Below are 17,743 nucleotides of genomic sequence, written 5' to 3' on the forward strand. Positions count from 1 at the left end.
TCCTTTTTTATTTGCAGGAAATCTGATTATGCTAATAAAAAATCCTTTAGCACATGCAATAGCATTAAGTTTATGTTTATCATTACCCGCACAGGCATTACCTTCTCTTTCCCATGAAACTTTCGGTGATATTTATCTCTTTGAGAGTGAAATACCTAATACCCTCACCACTTCAGGTAATAATCAATTATCACTGAGCAAACAGCATGCTAAAGATGGTGAACAATCACTCAAATGGCAATATCAACCACAAACAACATTAACACTAAATAATATTGTTAATTACCAAGATGATAAAAATACAGCGACACCACTCACTTTTATGATGTGGATTTATAATGAGAAACCTCAATCTTCCCCATTAACATTTGCATTTAAACAAAATAATAAAATTGCATTAAGTTTCGATACTCAACTTGATTTTACGGGATGGAGAGGTATTGCAATTCCTTTTCGTGATATGCAAGGCACAGCAACAGGTCAATTTGATCAATTAGTGATAGCAGCCCCAAATCAGGCTGGAACTCTATTTTTTGATCAAATTATTATGAGTGTACCTTTAGATAATCGTTGGGCAGTTCCTGACTATCAAACACCGTACGTAAACAATGCAGTAAATACCATGGTCAGTAAAAACTGGAGTGCTTTACTGATGTACGATCAGATGTTTAAAGCGCATTATCCAACTCTAAATTTCGATACCGAATTTCATGACGATCAAGCTGAGATGGCATCGATTTACCAGCGTTTTGAGTATTATCAGGGAATTAGTAGCGAGAAAAAAATCACCTCTGACATGCTAAATAAAAATTTAGCACTCTGGGAAAAATTAGAATTAACACAACACGCTGATGGTTCAATAACAGGGAAAGCACTAGATCATCCTAACCGGCAAAACTTTATGAAAGTCGAAGGTGTATTTAGTGATGAGACAAAACAAGCATTGCTTGATACAAATATGCTAAGAGATGTGGGTAAAACACTTCTTCAAACTGCTATTTACTTGCGTAGTAATTCCTTATCAGCAACCGATCGAAAAAAATTAGAAGATCTCTATTTATTAGGAACTCGTTACGTTCTTGAACAAGGTTTTACGCGAGGTAGTGGTTATCAGATTATTACTCATGTTGGCTATCAAACCAGAGAGCTTTTTGATGCATGGTTTATTGGTCGTCATATTCTCGCAAAAAACAACCTCTTAGCCCCTACTCAGCAAGCGATGATGTGGTACAACGCCAGTGGACGGATTTTCGAAAAAGATGATGAAATCGTTGATGCGAACGTTGATATTCTCAATACTCAATTACAGTGGATGATAAAAAGCTTACTGATGTTGCCAGATTATCAACAACGCCAACAAGCTTTAGCACAACTGCAAAACTGGCTCAATAAAACCATACTAAGTTCAAAAGGCGTTGCCGGTGGTTTTAAATCTGATGGTTCTATTTTTCATCATTCACAACATTATCCAGCCTACGCTAAAGACGCATTTGGGGGTTTAGCACCGAGTGTTTATGCATTAAGTGACTCTCCTTTTCGCTTATCAACTTCAGCTCATGAGCGTTTAAAAGATGTTCTGTTAAAAATGCGGATCTACACTAAAGAGACACAAATTCCTGTGGTATTAAGTGGCCGTCATCCCACAGGATTACATAAAATTGGAATAGCTCCATTTAAATGGATGGCCTTAGCAGGAACTCCTGATGGTAAACAGAAGTTAGATCCCACATTATCTGCCGCTTATGCAAAATTAGATAACAAAGCACATTTTGAAGGTATTAAGGCTGAAAATGAACCTGTTGGTGCATGGGCAATGAATTATGCGTCAATGGCAATACAACGCAGAGCATCAGCCCAGTCACCACAACAAAGCTGGCTTGCAATTGCTCGTGGTTTTAGTCGCTATCTTGTTGGTAATGAAAGTTATGAGAATAACAATCGTTATGGACGCTATTTACAATATGGACAATTAGAAATTATTCCAGCTAATTTAACTCAATCAGGGTTTAGCCATGCTGGGTGGGATTGGAATCGATACCCAGGAACAACCACAATCCATCTTCCATATAACGAACTTGAGGCAAAACTTAATCAATTGCCTAGTGCGGGTATTGAAGAAATGTTGCTTTCAACTGAGAGTTATTCTGGTGCCAATACATTAAATAACAACAGTATGTTTGCTATGAAATTACATGGCCACAGTAAATATCAACAACAGAGCTTGAAGGCAAATAAATCCTATTTCTTATTTGATAATAGAGTGATCGCTTTAGGCTCAGGTATTGAAAATGATGATAAGCAACATTCAACAGAAACAACACTATTCCAGTTCGCTGTTCCTAAATTACAATCAGTGATAATTAATGGCAAAGAGATTAATCAATTAGGTACTCAGTTAACTTTAAATAATGCAGATACTTTAATTGATCCTGCCGGTAATTTATATAAGTTGACTAAAGGACAAACCGTAGAGTTTAGTTATCAAAAACAACATTCACTTGATGATAGAAATTCAAAACCGACAGAACAATTATTTGCAACAGCTGTTATTTATCATGGTAAAGCACCAAGTAATGCAAATTATGAATATGCAATAGCTATCGAAGCACAAAATAATAAAGCTCCCGAATACATAGTATTACAACATAATGATCAGCTTCATGCGGTAAAAGATAAAATAACCCAAGAAGAGGGATATGCTTTTTTTGAAGCCACTCAGTTAAAGTCAGCGGATGCAACATTATTATCCAGTGATGCGCCGGTTATGGTCATGGCTAAAATACAAAATCAGCAATTAACATTAAGTATTGTTAATCCAGATTTAAATTTATATCAAGGTCGAGAAAAAGATCAATTTGATGATAAAGGTGATCAAATAGAAGTTAGTGTTTATTCTCGCCATTGGCTTACAGCAGAATCGCAATCAACAAATAGTACTATTACCGTAAAAGGAATATGGAAATTAACAACACCTCAACCCGGTGTTATTATTAAGCACTACAATAACAACACTCTTATTACGACAACAACCATACAGGCAACACCTACTGTTATTAATTTAGTTAAGTAAATTTCGTAACTTTTAAACTAAAGAGTCTCGACATAAGAATATCGAGACTCTTTTTTATTAAATATAAATTAACGAATAAATTAATTATTTAAAAAAGCAAAAACAAATCGCTAGCTTTATTATTAAAAATAAATGTGTTGTGCCCGATGATTATTTTGTTATTCTCTGCACGGGTGCTTGGATCAATCTGGTTCAAGCATTTTGCAGACACCAGAAAGAGAAAAGCCCCGATTACGTTATTTAACATTAATCGAGGCCAAATCATACCCAACAATTTGATTTTGCCTCTATCTTTATCGGAGTGCAAGAGGAAATGAAAAAATATTCTTTAATCGGACTGATGATCGTGACGATGATAATATCGAATCGCGTATTATTAGAGAGTAAATACCTTATTTATTCATACCAACTACTGAATATTTAACTATTCAGGTTAATATAGCGTTTACTTTATATTAATCTTGTGGGGGAGCACTCCCCCACAGTTTCCTTTTTCAATAGTTGTGTATTTATCTAAGCACCCAAATTTATAATAAGAGGTAACAGATTATTGTTACCTCTTATTTTATTATTTATCTCAATTAACAAATAAATCATTTAAAAAAAGCAAAAACAAATCGCTAGCTTTATTATTAAAAATAAATGTGTTGTGCCCGATGATTATTTTGTTATTCTCTGCACGGGTGCTTGGATCAATCTGGTTCAAGCATTTTGCAAACACCAGAAAGAGAAAAGCCCCGGAAAATATATTGTATATTCACCGAGGCGGACTCAAACACCAACAATTTGATTTTGCCTCTATCTTTATCGGAGTGCAAGAGGAAATGAAAAAATATTCTTTAATCGGACTGATGATCGTGACGATGATAATATCGAATCGCGTATTATTAGAGAGTAAATACCTTATTTATTCATACCAACTACTGAATATTTAACTATTCAGGTTAATATAACGTTTACTTTATATTAATCTTGTGGGGGAGCACTCCCCCACAGTTTCCTTTTTCAATAATTGCGTATTTATCTAAGCACCCAAATTTAAAATAAGAGGTAACAGATTACTGTTACCTCTTATTATATTAAAAATAAAAAAGCCGACCTTATTTTTAGTCGGCATCCTAGATAGGAAAATATTGCACGGAAGGCATGTAAAGCGCAAGAAAAACAACAAAGCGTCAATATCAAAGCTCTAGCAATTTTACAAAAGATTTAAAACTTCACTTCCTGCTAATAAATAAGCACCAGCACCATAATCCATATTATGTTCGAACTTCACTTCACGAGGGTTAAATGCCGGAAGTTGAACCCAACCTATCATGCCATTGTCATGAATACAGGTTTGTAATGCTGACCATGCTCTATTTAATGCGGGGCAATACACATCTTTCTCTAATACTCCCTGATTAATTCCCCATGCTAGCCCATAACAAAATAGCGCTGTTGCTGAACTTTCTGGTGCAGGAAAATTATCAGGATCGAGTAAACTAGTCCGCCAAAAACCATCTTCATGTTGATAATCTAGGATGGAGGTCGCTAATTCTTTAAATAATGCAATATAACGTTCACGACCATGATAATCATCAGGCATATATTTTAAGATACGCGGTATCGAAGCTAAAACCCAACCAATACCACGACTCCAAAATACTTTTTCACCATTAGCTTCACGTAATTCATTGCCTTGACCATCAGGAATATAGCGATGATCACGGAAGATAAGCCCTGTTTCAGGATCACGTAAATGGTCAATCGCATCCCAATAAGCTGTGTGCATATAATCTAAATAACGTCGCTCATTGGTGATTTCGGCTAATGCAGCAAATCCTGGAGGCGCCATAAAAAGTGCATCACACCACCACCAATCTTCACGGCCAGGCTTAGGTTCATTGAGCATGATATCAAATGCTTTGATTGTTGGTTCAATCACTTCAGATTGCTCAAAAAGCGGACTGATAGCCAAATAAGCTTGTGCACAAACATGGTCATCAGCAAAACGCGCATTAGGACCTGTTCTAAACCCTGTATGTAATGTGTAATTCAATATGCCATTAAGATATTCTTCATCTTGTGTAGCTTGCCATGCTGCACTTACACAACTCCATAAAACACCGCGTTCCCAATCTGTGTCTTTAATAAAACGGGTTTTACCACTACGGCGACGAACACTGCGAACTTGATTAGCCGATTGATAACGATACACTCGCTTCATGTTTTGTAATACAAGCTCTCTTTGCAAAGCCTCTGTATTAGCGTGTTCCATCCTATTTCTCCATGAAATTAACGAGCTAACCAACCACCATCAACGGCAATGGTGAATCCATTAACATAGTCACTGGCTTTAGAGGCTAAGAAAATTGCAGGACCTGCAACATCTTCTGGTGTTCCCCAACGTCCAGCAGGAATACGCTCTAAAATAGCAGCATTACGAGCATCATCAGCACGCAGAGCAGCAGTGTTATCTGTTGCCATATAGCCCGGAGCAATTGCATTTACATTGATATTGTATTGAGAAAGTTCAGTCGCCAATGCGCGAGTTAGTCCCATTACTGCAGATTTACTTGCGGTGTAAGAAGGTACACGAATACCACCTTGATAAGAGAGCATAGAAGCAATATTAATTATTTTGCCCCCCTCTCCTTGTTTCACAAATTGGCGAGCCACTTTTTGAGATAAAAAGAATAGTGTTTTCTGATTAATATCAATCACATCATCCCAATCTTTTTCACCAAACTCCAAAAGATCTTCTCGGCGAATAATACCAGCATTATTTACTAAAATATCAATGCGCCCCATAACAGAAGTTGCTTCATCCACCAGCGCTTGTAATCCATCTTGTTTCATTAAATTTTGCGTAATGTAATGAAAACGGCGCCCCAATGCCTCTACTTGTTGGCGAGTTTCAGGCGCATCTTGAATTCCAACGCCCACAATATCAGCACCGGCTTTTGCTAAACCAATAGCCATACCTTGACCTAACCCAGTATTACAACCTGTAACAATAGCAACCTTGCCATTTAAATCGAATAAATTCATAACAATAACCTCTTAGGTGTGGCCTTATAGCCACACCTTTTTATATGTAGGATAAGAAGAAAATATAACTATTTATGGTTATTTCAGATCTTTCATTGCTACATGGTCCATATCGTGGAAGACCTGATTTTCGCCAACCATTCCCCAAATAAAAGTATAAGATGCTGAGCCCACACCGGAGTGAATTGACCAACTAGGGCTTATCACCGCTTGCTCGTTACGAACAACCAAATGACGAGTTTCCGTTGGCTCTCCCATATAATGGAAAACCACATTGTCATCTTTCATATCAAAATAGAGATATACTTCCATACGGCGTTCATGAGTATGACAAGGCATGGTATTCCATAAGCTACCCGGTTCAAGAACTGTCATCCCCATGGATAATTGACACGTTGGTAGTACTGAAGGGTGTAAAAATTTATAAATAGTACGAACGTTGCAATTTTCTGTATTACCTAATTTTTCAGGTGAGGCTTGTTGTTGAGTAATTTTGCGGGTTGGATATGTGTGGTGTGCTGGTGCACAATTCATATAAAAACGAGCAGGTGTTTCCACGCTATCACTCATAAATTCAACGCTTTTAGCGCCCATTCCGATATAAATGGCTTCGCGAGAACCAATATCAAACACTTCACCATCAACAACCACTTTACCAGCGCCACCAATATTAATGGCACCTAGCTCACGTCTTTCTAAAAAGAAATCAACGCCTAAGGCTTTACCCGCCATTAATGCTAAAGGCTGTGTTGTAGGAACAATACCGCCAACAATAATACGATCTATATGGCTATAAGTGAGATTCATTTCCCCTTCACAGAATAAGTTCTCTATCAGGAACTCCTTGCGAAGTCCTTCTGTATCAAGCCTTTTAGCATGTTCACTATGAATTGGTTGACGAATTTCCATTATAAATACCTCATTTTTACTGATGGGTGCATAACTGAAAAGCTACACATTTTCCCCGGATACAGAGTAAATATGATTTCCTCTGATGAATGTATCGGTGAGATGAAAACATTCATCCACCACAGCAAAGCTGGCTTGTCGCCCCGCTTTGATATAACCCAATTTGTCGCCGATACCGAGATACTCAGCGGGGATCGCACTCGCCATTTGTACTGCTTCCCATTCAGGAACATGTGCGAGTTGCACCATATTTCTTAATGCACTGTCTAAGCTACATGTGCTCCCAGCCAAAGAGCCATCGGCTGTTTTGGCCTGCCCCTGAGTAACACTTACAGTTTGTGCACCCAGCCTATAATCTCCATCAGGTAACCCACCAGCTCGCATGCAATCAGTAATTAAAGCGAGTTGTTGATAACCTTTCATGCGATACGCTAATTGCATCATAACGGGATGAACATGAATGCCATCTGCAATCAATTCCGCCAATACATTGTGATACAACACGGCACCACAACATCCCGGTTCGCGATGATGAAGTCCCGTCATTCCGTTATACAAATGCACACCACAATCAGCGCCATGTAAAAAAGCATCTGATGTTTGTTCATAAGTTGCCGCTGTATGCGCCACACTAGGTTTAATGCCTCGATTGACCAACCAATCAATCGCCTCCATCGAACCTTGTGCTTCCGGCGCAACAGCGACACGCAATAATGTGTCTCCCGCACTTTCAAGCAATGTTTCTAGCTCTGATATCGTTGGTGCTTTTAGATATTTCACAGGATGAGAGCCTCTATGGCGCTCAGTAAAATAAGGCCCTTCTAAAAAACTCCCAAGTAACTGTGCGCCAGAAGTTTGTGGCTTCGACAAAAACTCACGTACTTGTGATAATGCTTGGCGAATATCATCCATAGGCGCAGTAACGGTTGTACCAACCCATGCAACTACACCTGTTTTCACTAAAGCATCAGCAATGGTTTGTAATCCTTGTTGAGTCGCATCCATTACATCAGCACCTTCACGGCCATGAATATGAATATCCACAAAACCGGGTAATAACGATTTCCCTTTTAGGCGAATAATGGGGCAATCTGTTGGTGCTTGCGTGGTGATTGATTCAATGACATCGTCTTTAACACGGACATAGCAAAGATAACGAATACCTTCTGGTGTAAAAGTTCGATCGGCTAAAATGGCATATTGCTGACTCATAAACCGTCTTCTTCTTCAACATCATTGCTATCTATTTGTGCCAATTGCTCACGAATATCTTGAATACTGTCTTGACCTATTTCGCGTAATATTTGCACTAACTCTGATGTTGAACACCCTTCTCGTTCGAAAGCCGCATTAACAATCATTGGTAGATTCACACCCGCTAATACTTCAACGGCAGGATTTTTCATCATAATGGCCATTGCACGATTACAAGGTGTTCCACCAGGTAAATCTGTTAGGAATAGATATTGCTGACATGACATTGAGTTGATCGCTTCACGCATTTTTTCTTCAAGTTCATCAGGAGAAATTGACTCAACAAAATCGATAAATGCGATATCTTCTTGCTCGCCGGCAATCGCTTTTACGGCTGATGCCATACCAGAGGCAAAATTAAGATGTCCTGAAACAATAAGACCTATCATGAGTGACTCCTTGCGGGCAGCAGAAGACTCTCCTGCCCGTTTATAGCAAGTTAATAATGTATTTCGATTGACAATAACGACGGCTATAAAGGTTTTCTGTTATAAGAACCCTAATACGTGACCGACAACGCCAAATGCAAGAGTTGAGAAAATCAATACCGGAGGCTTACCCCAAAAACCGGTGCTTTTAACCATTTTGTACATAAGGAAAACCAAGCACAGAGGTAATAAGTTCGGCATAATTTTGTCAAAGAGCGCAGTTTGTAATTCAACCACCTTTCCTCCCAGCTCCAGCGAGGCGGTGGTTTGCACCTTGATAAAAGTTGCACTCAGCGCACCGATAACAAAAATCCCCATAATATTGGCTGCTTTAGCCAGCTTTTCAGTGGCATCACTCATATTGACCATCGCAGCGGTTCCCGCGCGATAACCCATAAACATCAGCCCGAAATACACTAAAAAGTGCACAATTTGATATAAAAAGAAGAAAACAAAAGGTCCTGCAATCGAACCTTCCATTGCAATAGATGCACCCAATGCTAATGTCAGTGGCATCAAGGTCATATGGTCGATAGCATCACCTATTCCCCCGGTTGGCCCCATTCCCGCAACTTTCATGACGTTAACAGTCGATGGTTTTTCTTTGTTTTCTTCCATTGCAACGGCTGTACCCAATAAAAAGGTAAACAGCTTAGGACTGGCATTAAAAAATTGCAGATGGTTTTTCAGTGATGTTGCATAGTCACGCTTATTATTCCCATGAATTTTCTTTAATGCAGGGATAATCGAGAAGGCAAATCCACCACCTTGCATACGTTCGAAGTTAAAGTTACCTTCCATAAATAAACCACGGAATGCACACTTCCAAAGGTCACCTTTAGTGATAACTTTTCTGACAGTGGTATCTTGATACTCATCAATGCCATCAATCAAAGAACCCGTTTCTGTTTTATCCTGCGTTTTTAATGCGGTGCTATTATCAGATACCATCTTCGAAATCCTCATTCTGCTGACTTGTATTTTTGTTGTTACCACTAAAGAAGAAGTAGAGCGCAGCGGCTGATGCGCCCAAAATAGCGACTGCCATAATTGGGAGCTTTAGATAGGTTGTCATCACAAAACCAATGAAGAACACACCTGCAACTTCTTTTGACCACATAATTTTCAACAACATAGCAAAACCAATTGCCGGAACCATCTTCGCGCCAATACCTAAACCTTCGAGCAACACTTTCGGGGTATTTTCATCAATCCATTGAGCTGCATGCTCACCAAAATAGACCGTCACGAAAGCAACTAAAGCATAGAGCAATGAACGCACCGTAATGGTAATAATAAGTAACCGTGAAATCCCCGCAGCATCAGCTCTTTCAGCATACCTATCGGCTTTCCCCATAGTGAAAGCCGTCACTGCAAAGAAGCCAATCACTAACATTTGCATTAACACTGCGATTGGCATACCAATCCCCATAGCAACTTCAGGTGATTGTTTTGTCATCACAGCAAAAGCAACAGCAGCAATCGTACCTAACGTCACATCAGGTGGCTGAGCGCCTGCGTTAGGAACAAGCCCTAACCACGCGAGTTCTAACGTCGCACCTGCAATTAATCCAACTTGCATATCACCCATAATCAGGCCAACAACAGGCCCTGTAATGAGTGGTCTGTGAATATTTAATGCAACGTCATACTTATCTATACCGCAAAAGAAGGCCCATAAAGCCACTAAAGAAGCTTCAAAAATCATAAATAATCCTCAAACCTGCTAATGCAGGTTTTTTCTTCAGGAAGTTATCAGGCTGATGCGAGCGCTAACACATCAACAGGTGTCTGATCGGGAGTGTTTTGGATTGTGCAAGTGACCCCATTTGCGACGAGGCTTTTAAACGCTTCAATGTCAGCATCATTGACTGATACAGTTTTCGCAATTTGGCGTTTTCCTTCATGAAAATGCATATTGCCAACATTACAGTGAGTAATGGGCACGCCACCTTCCACTAAACGGGCAACATCTTTCGGGTTATTACACAAAACAAAAATTTTCTGACGAGGAGATGCTTTACTAATAACATCAATAGTCTTTTGAATAGAGAAGAAGCGAACAGCATATTCACCACCTGCTGATGCTTTCATTCCTGCTTGCATAAATGCAGCATTAGGGCCTTCGGCTGCGTCATCATTAGCCACTAAAATCAGGTTTGCTTCTGTATGTTTACCCCATGTAATGCGGATTTGACCATGGAGTAAACGTTCATCAATGCGGGTCCAGACAATATTCGGTGTGTTCATGATTAGCTCTCTTATTATATTTTATTAATTTAAAACAGACTGTGTGTCGTCTTTTTTGTGTGAGAACGGATAAATTGTGACGCCTTGTACAACGCGGTTGATTTCTCCTGTCGGAGACGGGTTATCAGGCGTATTCCCTAGTGCAATGGAACTGTGAAATGCGAATGATTGCGCCAACATCAAGTAAGGGAACAATAGCGCCACATCAGAACAGTTCTCTAACGCAGGAATATAAACAAAACTCTCAGGCGAAAAAGCGTTATCATTTCGTGCGGTGATCGCGATCACCTTGCCTGATGCATTATCGTGAATAACCTCTCGTAATAAGTCAGTCTCATATTGACGTGTATAAGGATCATTAGAGAAAAACATCACCACTAAAGTTTCTTTATTTACGATAGACTTAGGCCCATGTCGAAAACCTAATGGAGTATCAAAGCTCGCAACCACTTTACCTGCTGTTAGCTCTAACATTTTCAACGCAGCTTCTTGCGCTAAACCTTGCAATCCACCGCTTCCAAGATAAATAACCCGTTTAAACTTACCCGCGTATTTATCCCTAATAATTTGATTTGCTTTATTAAACTGCGCTTTATAGTGGCTAAAAAAAGGAGCAATCGAATCACTAAAAACGTTATCACCTAAAAAGATAGTTACCGCAGCCATCATCATGGATGAAAAGCTAGAGGTCATTGCTAAAGAACGGTCATTGGATTCTTCAGGCATCAACAGTGCCAATGCACTACTGTTATTTTGGCAATACTCATAAAGCTTGCCATTTGCATTACATGTCAGCACCAAGTGATAACATTGTGATAGGCATTCCGTCGCAACATCTAATGCAGCCACACTTTCAGGGCTATTTCCGGAACGAGCAAAAGAAATCAATAATGTAGGAATATCTTCTGCTAAATATTCTTGTGGATCAGCCACTAAATCAGTTGTTGCAATCGCATCGACGCGACGTTTTGTATGGCCACTTAAAATAGGAGCCAATGCTTTCCCAGCAAATGCAGACGTACCCGCTCCAGTTAAAATAATGCGCGCATGAGGTACAGCCAGCGCTTCATTTAGAAAGGCTTCAATATCAGCACGTTTTTCTTTTACTGATTGCCATGTTTTCTTCCAACATTCTGGTTGTTGCTCAATTTCTTTCGCAGTCCAAAATGCATTCAGTTGCTCTAATTGAGCGGTCTGATAACTTAAATATTCCATGGTTCCCTCAATTAATGGACATAGCACGCATCGGCATAAACCGATAACACATCACGAATTTTCGCAATAACAAAAGACTCAGGTGATCCGTCAATCATGCCTTCTCTAAATTGGGTAAATTGATAAGGCAGATATTGGCTTAGTAACGGTAATGGAATAGGTTTAACGGATAAGTTATCCATTAATGTATCGATGGCGGCATTAATCTCAGCATCAGGCCAGTAATAACGAATGCGATCACTAAAACTATACACTCGGGCAAAGGCTTGTTGGCGCTCATCACCATGATAGTATTTTTGCCAAAAGCCCGGTTCACGGCACATCAATTGCTCCATTTTTTCACGTAATTTAGAGCACTGTTCTTGAGGGAATAATGTTTCTTCAATAGAGCAAAGTGCGTATAAACCTTCGCGCATTGCAAAAGTTAATGCAGGCCCTACTTTTAAAATCGCAAAGTGATCATGAACTAGCTGTTTATAAGCTTCTTTAGTTTGATAATCCGTAGAGTGTGCTTCGAAAACAAGATGAGAATAATCATTTACCACTTGGCTTAATGCTTGTGCTTCTTCTGGTTGATAATCAATGATACCTGTATGATCAAATTCAACACCGGGTTGCACAACCAGACCAATAACGCGTTCCCAACAGTCACCAACGCCCACATTTTGAAAAGCTTGGCGATGGCACTCTAACGTTTTGCGTGCAGCATCAGGTGAAGTCACTTCAACAGTATCAAGTTCTTCAGCCGCGCCGCCCGGAACGGGCACTTCTGTACCAACAACATAAACAATATCACTAGAGCCAAAGGTCTCTTTTGCTGTCTTTTCTGCAATCACAGCAAGACGAGCTGCACGAGATGCCACAATTTCATCGGTTAAAGGAATTGGATCATCAGCACAAGACATACTGCAATCAAGGTGGATTTTTTTAAAACCTGCGGCAACATAATGTGCAATCAACACATCTGCATTTGCCATCGCTTCTTCAGCGTTAAGATGTTGCCAACGATTAGGCCCTAAATGGTCGCCACCAAGAATAAGCTTCTCGATAGGAAAACCCACATTTTCAGCTTGTTCAATGACATATTGGTAGAAGTCAGCGGGAGTCATTCCCGTATAACCACCAAACTGATCAACCTGATTAGAGGTGGCCTCAATTAGCAGAAAGGAATCATTATCCAGCGCCTGTAATAGAGCTGCTTCTATTACTAAAGGGTGAGCAGAACAAACAGAATAAATGCCATTCTGTTTGCCTGATTTGTGTTGCTGAACAATCTTTTCTAAAGGATGCATTAAATACTAACTCCATAATCAACACCGGCGGTGTTGCTAATGGAGTTAGCAAATTACGATGCCTTATCGTCGACGATAATCACTTCGATTTTGTGCTCTTTCAGTTCCTGAATATATTCTTCAGGGATACCCGAATCGGTCACTAAAATATCAATATCACCAAATTCTCTGATCATATGACAGCTGCGTTTACTGAATTTCGTAGAATCTGCAACCGCAATAATCGTTTCTGAGATATCACACATTAAACGGTTAAGACTAGCTTCCTGTTCATTGTGTGTGGTAATACCAACACGTAAATCGAATCCGTCAACACCTAGAAAAACCTTATCAAACCGGTAATTTCTAAGGCTATTTTCAGCTTGTGAGCCTGAAAAAGACAACGCACTTTTTCGCAATACACCACCGGTCATTAATACTTCCACGCCTGAGGTATTTGCTAACTCCATTGCGACATCCAGACCGTTAGTCATGACCACTACATTTTCGCGCGACTTTAAATGTGTCGCGATTTCGCGAGTAGTTGTCCCCGAGTCAAGAATGACGGTGTCTCCATCCTTTATCAGCGTTGCGGCAGCTTTCCCGATTAATGTTTTTATGCCCGCGTTTTGTCCACGTTTTTCGTGGATACTCAATTCGGCAATAAATCCTGTATTAGGAATTGCTGCACCATGAGAACGAACGATATAACCATTTTTCTCAAGAAAACTTAGATCGCTGCGGATAGTGACACTTGAGACTTTAAATAATTCAGCGAGATCTTCGACTCTGGCTTTACCTTGTTGGTTTACCATATCGAGGATTTCCATACGCCTCTCAACTGCCGCTTTCACTTTCGTCTCCTTACGAAACCAAAAGACTCTCTTTCGATTGGTTTCGAATGTAGTTTACTACGCCAATTTTTACCGACAATGCAAAAAAACAAAACTTTTGATCTCTTTCACAAAGTTTCGAATCATCATCGAATACTTACGATTATTTTCGTGTCATTTCAATAATAGCCTTCAGGCCATCAGTTTCCAATAAATAAAATGATATAACGCAACACTATACTTATGATCACACCATATACGGCTAGATAAAACACAATAATATGGATTTAACTTCGCCTTATCTCACAAAATAAAGATTAAAGCTTCAATACATTCATTTATTTTCGAAAAACAAATCCAACTAAATAGCTCAAATAGTCAATAGAATATGAAATAGTATCGAATCAAAAGTATTTTATCGAAAATAACTATATTTATCTTTCGAAAAAACCTTTCATTTACTTTCGTTATTTCGTATTTGTGATTTTAATCTCTTTTGTTTTGATAAATTTTACGTAATGTAACAGGATAAAGAAGAAACTCAGGAAACGACTAATGGCATTAAATCAACCTGCTTATTTTCATATGATGGCAAAACCTACAAGCTACCACTGTAATATTAAGTGTGAATACTGCTTTTATCTTGAAAAAGAAAATATTTTTCAAGATGAAGAAAAAGAGACAGGCCATACAGTGATGCCAGATGGTGTACTTCGTCGTTATATTAAAGACTATATACAGTCACACGGTGGCGATCAGGTTGATTTCTCTTGGCAAGGTGGAGAGCCAACGCTTGCAGGATTGGCTTTCTTTGAAAAGGTAGTCAAATACCAAAAGCAATTTGCTAACGGCAAGACAATTACAAATAGTGTACAAACCAATGCAATTGCTATTAATCGCCAATGGGCACAATTCTTTGCTGATAATCACTTTCTATTAGGCGTTTCAATTGATGGTATTGAAGCTGTTCACGATAAATATCGTATTTCAGTCAATGGAAGCCCTACTTTTGAACGAGTAAAACGTGCAATTAAGTTACTCAATGAGTATGGCGTCGAATTTAACACACTCACTGTCGTTAATGACCAAAACTGGAATAAAGGAAAAGAAACTTATCAAGCCTTAAAAGAATTAGGTTCCACTTTCTTTCAATTTATTCCCATTGTCGAAGTCGATAGACGCTTTCCTCATACTCACGGAGGACATTATGCGCCGGGCCCTAATGCACAATTAGCACCATTTTCTGTTCCGGCTGAAGGCTATGGGCAATTTATGGCTGAAGTATTTGATGAATGGGTACGGCAAGGCGATATTGGGAAAATATATATCCGCTTATTTGATAGTTTATTAGGTACATGGATGGGATATCCTGCATCAACCTGTATTCAATCTAAAACCTGTGGTCAGGCATTAATCATTGAAGCCAATGGTGATGTTTACTCTTGCGATCACTATGTCTATCCCGCCAATAATTTGGGCAATATTCATCAAAATAGTCTTGCTCATTTAGCCACATCAAAACAGCAACAGCGCTTTGGTCAAAATAAATATGATAAACAAACTAGCCTTTGCAAACAGTGTGAAGTGCAAAGCTTATGTTATGGCGGTTGCCCTAAACATCGCATTATTGCTATTGAAGGCGAAAAACATCGCCATAACTACCTATGTCGCTCTTATAAAAAAATATTTCACCATACCGCGATAGGCATGCAATTAATGCAACAAGCTATTTCGCGCGGAGGCCTTGCTAGTGATGCACTTCCTGCGATGAAAAAAAACTACTTAAAGTAACTCTTTTTATTTTATCTTGTTTATTCTGGAGACAATCCGTGATCTTACCTTCTGTTAAAAAAAGCTTACTCGCTGGGCTGATTGCTACATCATGTTTAAGCATCCCAATATCAGCCAATGCAGGTGGTACACCTGAAAAGCCGAATATTTTACTGATAGTGATGGATGATTTAGGTACAGGACAACTTGATTTTGTCCTGGATACCTTAGATGTTGATGCATTAGCGCAAAGATCCACACCGCCACGTTATGAAGGCGATATAAATAAAATGGTAGAAGCGGCGCGCATTGCTATGCCTAACGTCAGTGAAATGGCCACAAATGGCGCTAAAATGACCAATGCCTTTGTTGCCCATCCTGTTTGTGGCCCTTCCCGAGCGGGTATCTTTACTGGGCGCTCTCCAGCAAGCTTTGGTACTTACAGTAATGACGATGCCATTTTAGGTATTCCCCAAGATATCAAACTATTACCTTCACTTTTCCAAGAAAATGGCTATGCCACCGCCAGTATTGGTAAATGGCATAATGCAAAAGTTATTCGCAAACCGAAAATTAATGAAAGTAAGCAAACTCGTGATTATCACGACAACATGATTTCAACGCCAGAAGCAGGTTATGCTCCTCATGAGCGTGGTTTTGATTATGACTTTAGCTATTACGCATCGGGTGTAGCTTTATGGAATTCGCCTGCATTTTGGCGTAATGGTGTCAATGTCCCAGCTCCGGGCTATACCACGCATCTTTTAACAGATGAAACATTAAAATTTATTGATGAACATAAAGATAAACCTTTCTTTATTAATCTCTCCTACAGTGTTCCTCATATTCCGCTAGAACAAGCTTCACCCGCTAAATATATGGAGAAATTTGATACTGGTAATGTTGAAGCAGACAAATACTTCGCAGCCTTAAATGCAGCTGATGAAGGAATTGGTCAAATTATTGCAAAGTTAAAAGAAAACGGTGAGTTAGAAAACACGCTGATCTTTTTCTTATCAGATAATGGTGCAGTTAATGAATCACCAATGCCAATGAATGCAATGGATAGAGGCTTTAAAGGGCAAATGTTTAATGGTGGTGTTAGAGTGCCTTTTATTGCCTATCAGCCCGGTACTATTCCAGCCGGAATGAAAAGTGATGAGATGATCTCCGCACTTGATATTTTACCGACTGCGCTACAAACAGCAGGTATTACTATTCCTGGCAATCTAAATGTTGAAGGGAAAAACATCATGCCTTTACTGAAAGGAGAAACAACAAAATCCCCTCACAGCTATCTTTATTGGGCAGGCCCTGGCACTAAACATTACAGCGAAGAAAACCAAGAGTTTTGGCATGGATATCACCAATGGATAACCTATCAACGTAAAACACCGCCTACAAATCCTAATTTAGAAAAACTCTCTAAAGGTGCTTGGGCTGTACGTGACGGTGAATGGGCACTCTATTTTTATGATGATGGGAAAAATCAGCCTCAACTTTTTAACGATAAAAACGATCCATCCGAATCAATTGATCTTGCCAAACAAAATCCACAAAAAGTGACAGAGCTAAAAAATGCGTATTACCAGTGGATCAAAGATAAGCCAAAGCCTGTTCTTTGGGGACAAGATCACTATCAAATATTAGTGGATTCTGCAAAACCTTAATATTCAACCTCCGTTTTGTTTCGCAAGGATGCGTCTTTTT

The 17,743-nt window shown here is 39.3% G+C and carries 14 protein-coding genes; 3 read left to right on the forward strand and 11 right to left on the reverse strand.

What is annotated here, in order from left to right; all coding sequences use genetic code 11:
* The first annotated feature begins 28 nt into the window (after positions 1-28).
* Positions 29-3,070: a chondroitinase family polysaccharide lyase gene (locus tag NBG71_RS09340; protein WP_250916795.1), complete on the forward strand. Its 3,042-nt coding sequence runs from the start codon at positions 29-31 to the stop codon at positions 3,068-3,070.
* Between the two features lie 1,198 nt (positions 3,071-4,268).
* Here NBG71_RS09340 and NBG71_RS09345 read toward each other — a convergent pair.
* From NBG71_RS09345 to agaR, 11 genes are all read right to left on the reverse strand, one after another.
* The gene (locus NBG71_RS09345) at positions 4,269-5,330 is read right to left on the reverse strand and encodes a glycoside hydrolase family 88/105 protein (RefSeq protein ID WP_075673694.1); all 1,062 of its coding nucleotides are present in this window, start codon (positions 5,328-5,330) and stop codon (positions 4,269-4,271) included.
* A 17-nt stretch (positions 5,331-5,347) separates the two neighbouring features.
* On the reverse strand, positions 5,348-6,103 hold the full coding sequence (gene kduD / locus NBG71_RS09350) for a 2-dehydro-3-deoxy-D-gluconate 5-dehydrogenase KduD (protein ID WP_075673693.1): 756 nt from the start codon (positions 6,101-6,103) through the stop codon (positions 5,348-5,350).
* 78 nt (positions 6,104-6,181) lie between these two features.
* Positions 6,182-7,012, reverse strand: coding sequence for a 5-dehydro-4-deoxy-D-glucuronate isomerase (kduI, locus tag NBG71_RS09355; RefSeq protein ID WP_075673692.1), 831 nt, complete (start codon positions 7,010-7,012; stop codon positions 6,182-6,184).
* Positions 7,013-7,054: 42 nt separating this feature from the next.
* Positions 7,055-8,224 carry an N-acetylglucosamine-6-phosphate deacetylase gene (gene nagA, locus NBG71_RS09360; RefSeq protein ID WP_075673691.1) on the reverse strand — a complete coding sequence of 390 codons (1,170 nt, stop codon included), beginning with the start codon at positions 8,222-8,224 and terminating at the stop codon, positions 7,055-7,057.
* Positions 8,221-8,655 carry a PTS galactosamine/N-acetylgalactosamine transporter subunit IIA gene (gene agaF, locus NBG71_RS09365; protein WP_075673690.1) on the reverse strand — a complete coding sequence of 145 codons (435 nt, stop codon included), beginning with the start codon at positions 8,653-8,655 and terminating at the stop codon, positions 8,221-8,223. The genes nagA and agaF overlap by 4 nt, the downstream gene beginning before the upstream one ends.
* 99 nt (positions 8,656-8,754) lie before the next feature.
* Positions 8,755-9,645, reverse strand: a complete 891-nt coding sequence (locus NBG71_RS09370) for a PTS system mannose/fructose/sorbose family transporter subunit IID (protein WP_072063421.1) — start codon at positions 9,643-9,645, stop codon at positions 8,755-8,757.
* On the reverse strand, positions 9,635-10,402 hold the full coding sequence (agaW, locus tag NBG71_RS09375) for a PTS N-acetylgalactosamine transporter subunit IIC (protein WP_075673689.1): 768 nt from the start codon (positions 10,400-10,402) through the stop codon (positions 9,635-9,637). The genes NBG71_RS09370 and agaW overlap by 11 nt, the downstream gene beginning before the upstream one ends.
* 47 nt (positions 10,403-10,449) lie before the next feature.
* A complete protein-coding gene (agaV, locus tag NBG71_RS09380; RefSeq protein ID WP_023581440.1) occupies positions 10,450-10,944 on the reverse strand; it encodes a PTS N-acetylgalactosamine transporter subunit IIB in 495 nt (164 codons plus the stop codon).
* A 24-nt stretch (positions 10,945-10,968) separates the two neighbouring features.
* Positions 10,969-12,159 carry an SIS domain-containing protein gene (locus NBG71_RS09385; RefSeq protein WP_075673688.1) on the reverse strand — a complete coding sequence of 397 codons (1,191 nt, stop codon included), beginning with the start codon at positions 12,157-12,159 and terminating at the stop codon, positions 10,969-10,971.
* Between the two features lie 11 nt (positions 12,160-12,170).
* Positions 12,171-13,451 carry a tagatose-bisphosphate aldolase subunit KbaZ gene (gene kbaZ, locus NBG71_RS09390; protein WP_075673687.1) on the reverse strand — a complete coding sequence of 427 codons (1,281 nt, stop codon included), beginning with the start codon at positions 13,449-13,451 and terminating at the stop codon, positions 12,171-12,173.
* Positions 13,452-13,504: 53 nt separating this feature from the next.
* Positions 13,505-14,284, reverse strand: coding sequence for a transcriptional repressor AgaR (agaR, locus tag NBG71_RS09395; protein ID WP_075673686.1), 780 nt, complete (start codon positions 14,282-14,284; stop codon positions 13,505-13,507).
* A 534-nt stretch (positions 14,285-14,818) separates the two neighbouring features.
* Here agaR and NBG71_RS09400 point away from each other — a divergent pair.
* Both NBG71_RS09400 and NBG71_RS09405 read left to right on the forward strand, forming a co-directional pair.
* Positions 14,819-16,054, forward strand: coding sequence for an anaerobic sulfatase maturase (locus tag NBG71_RS09400; RefSeq protein WP_075673685.1), 1,236 nt, complete (start codon positions 14,819-14,821; stop codon positions 16,052-16,054).
* Positions 16,055-16,092: 38 nt separating this feature from the next.
* The gene (locus tag NBG71_RS09405; protein WP_099659283.1) at positions 16,093-17,703 is read left to right on the forward strand and encodes a sulfatase family protein; all 1,611 of its coding nucleotides are present in this window, start codon (positions 16,093-16,095) and stop codon (positions 17,701-17,703) included.
* Positions 17,704-17,743 lie beyond the last annotated feature (40 nt).

This window comes from Proteus sp. FZP2095 (assembly GCF_023701425.1).
Lineage (GTDB): Bacteria > Pseudomonadota > Gammaproteobacteria > Enterobacterales > Enterobacteriaceae > Proteus > Proteus cibarius.

Coding starts and splice junctions, on each gene's coding strand:
- NBG71_RS09340 (WP_250916795.1), top strand. CDS start 29: ATGCTAATAAAAAATCCTTTAGCACATGCAATAGCATTAAGTTTATGT.
- NBG71_RS09345 (WP_075673694.1), bottom strand. CDS start 5,330: ATGGAACACGCTAATACAGAGGCTTTGCAAAGAGAGCTTGTATTACAA.
- kduD (WP_075673693.1), bottom strand. CDS start 6,103: ATGAATTTATTCGATTTAAATGGCAAGGTTGCTATTGTTACAGGTTGT.
- kduI (WP_075673692.1), bottom strand. CDS start 7,012: ATGGAAATTCGTCAACCAATTCATAGTGAACATGCTAAAAGGCTTGAT.
- nagA (WP_075673691.1), bottom strand. CDS start 8,224: ATGAGTCAGCAATATGCCATTTTAGCCGATCGAACTTTTACACCAGAA.
- agaF (WP_075673690.1), bottom strand. CDS start 8,655: ATGATAGGTCTTATTGTTTCAGGACATCTTAATTTTGCCTCTGGTATG.
- NBG71_RS09370 (WP_072063421.1), bottom strand. CDS start 9,645: ATGGTATCTGATAATAGCACCGCATTAAAAACGCAGGATAAAACAGAA.
- agaW (WP_075673689.1), bottom strand. CDS start 10,402: ATGATTTTTGAAGCTTCTTTAGTGGCTTTATGGGCCTTCTTTTGCGGT.
- agaV (WP_023581440.1), bottom strand. CDS start 10,944: ATGAACACACCGAATATTGTCTGGACCCGCATTGATGAACGTTTACTC.
- NBG71_RS09385 (WP_075673688.1), bottom strand. CDS start 12,159: ATGGAATATTTAAGTTATCAGACCGCTCAATTAGAGCAACTGAATGCA.
- kbaZ (WP_075673687.1), bottom strand. CDS start 13,451: ATGCATCCTTTAGAAAAGATTGTTCAGCAACACAAATCAGGCAAACAG.
- NBG71_RS09400 (WP_075673685.1), top strand. CDS start 14,819: ATGGCATTAAATCAACCTGCTTATTTTCATATGATGGCAAAACCTACA.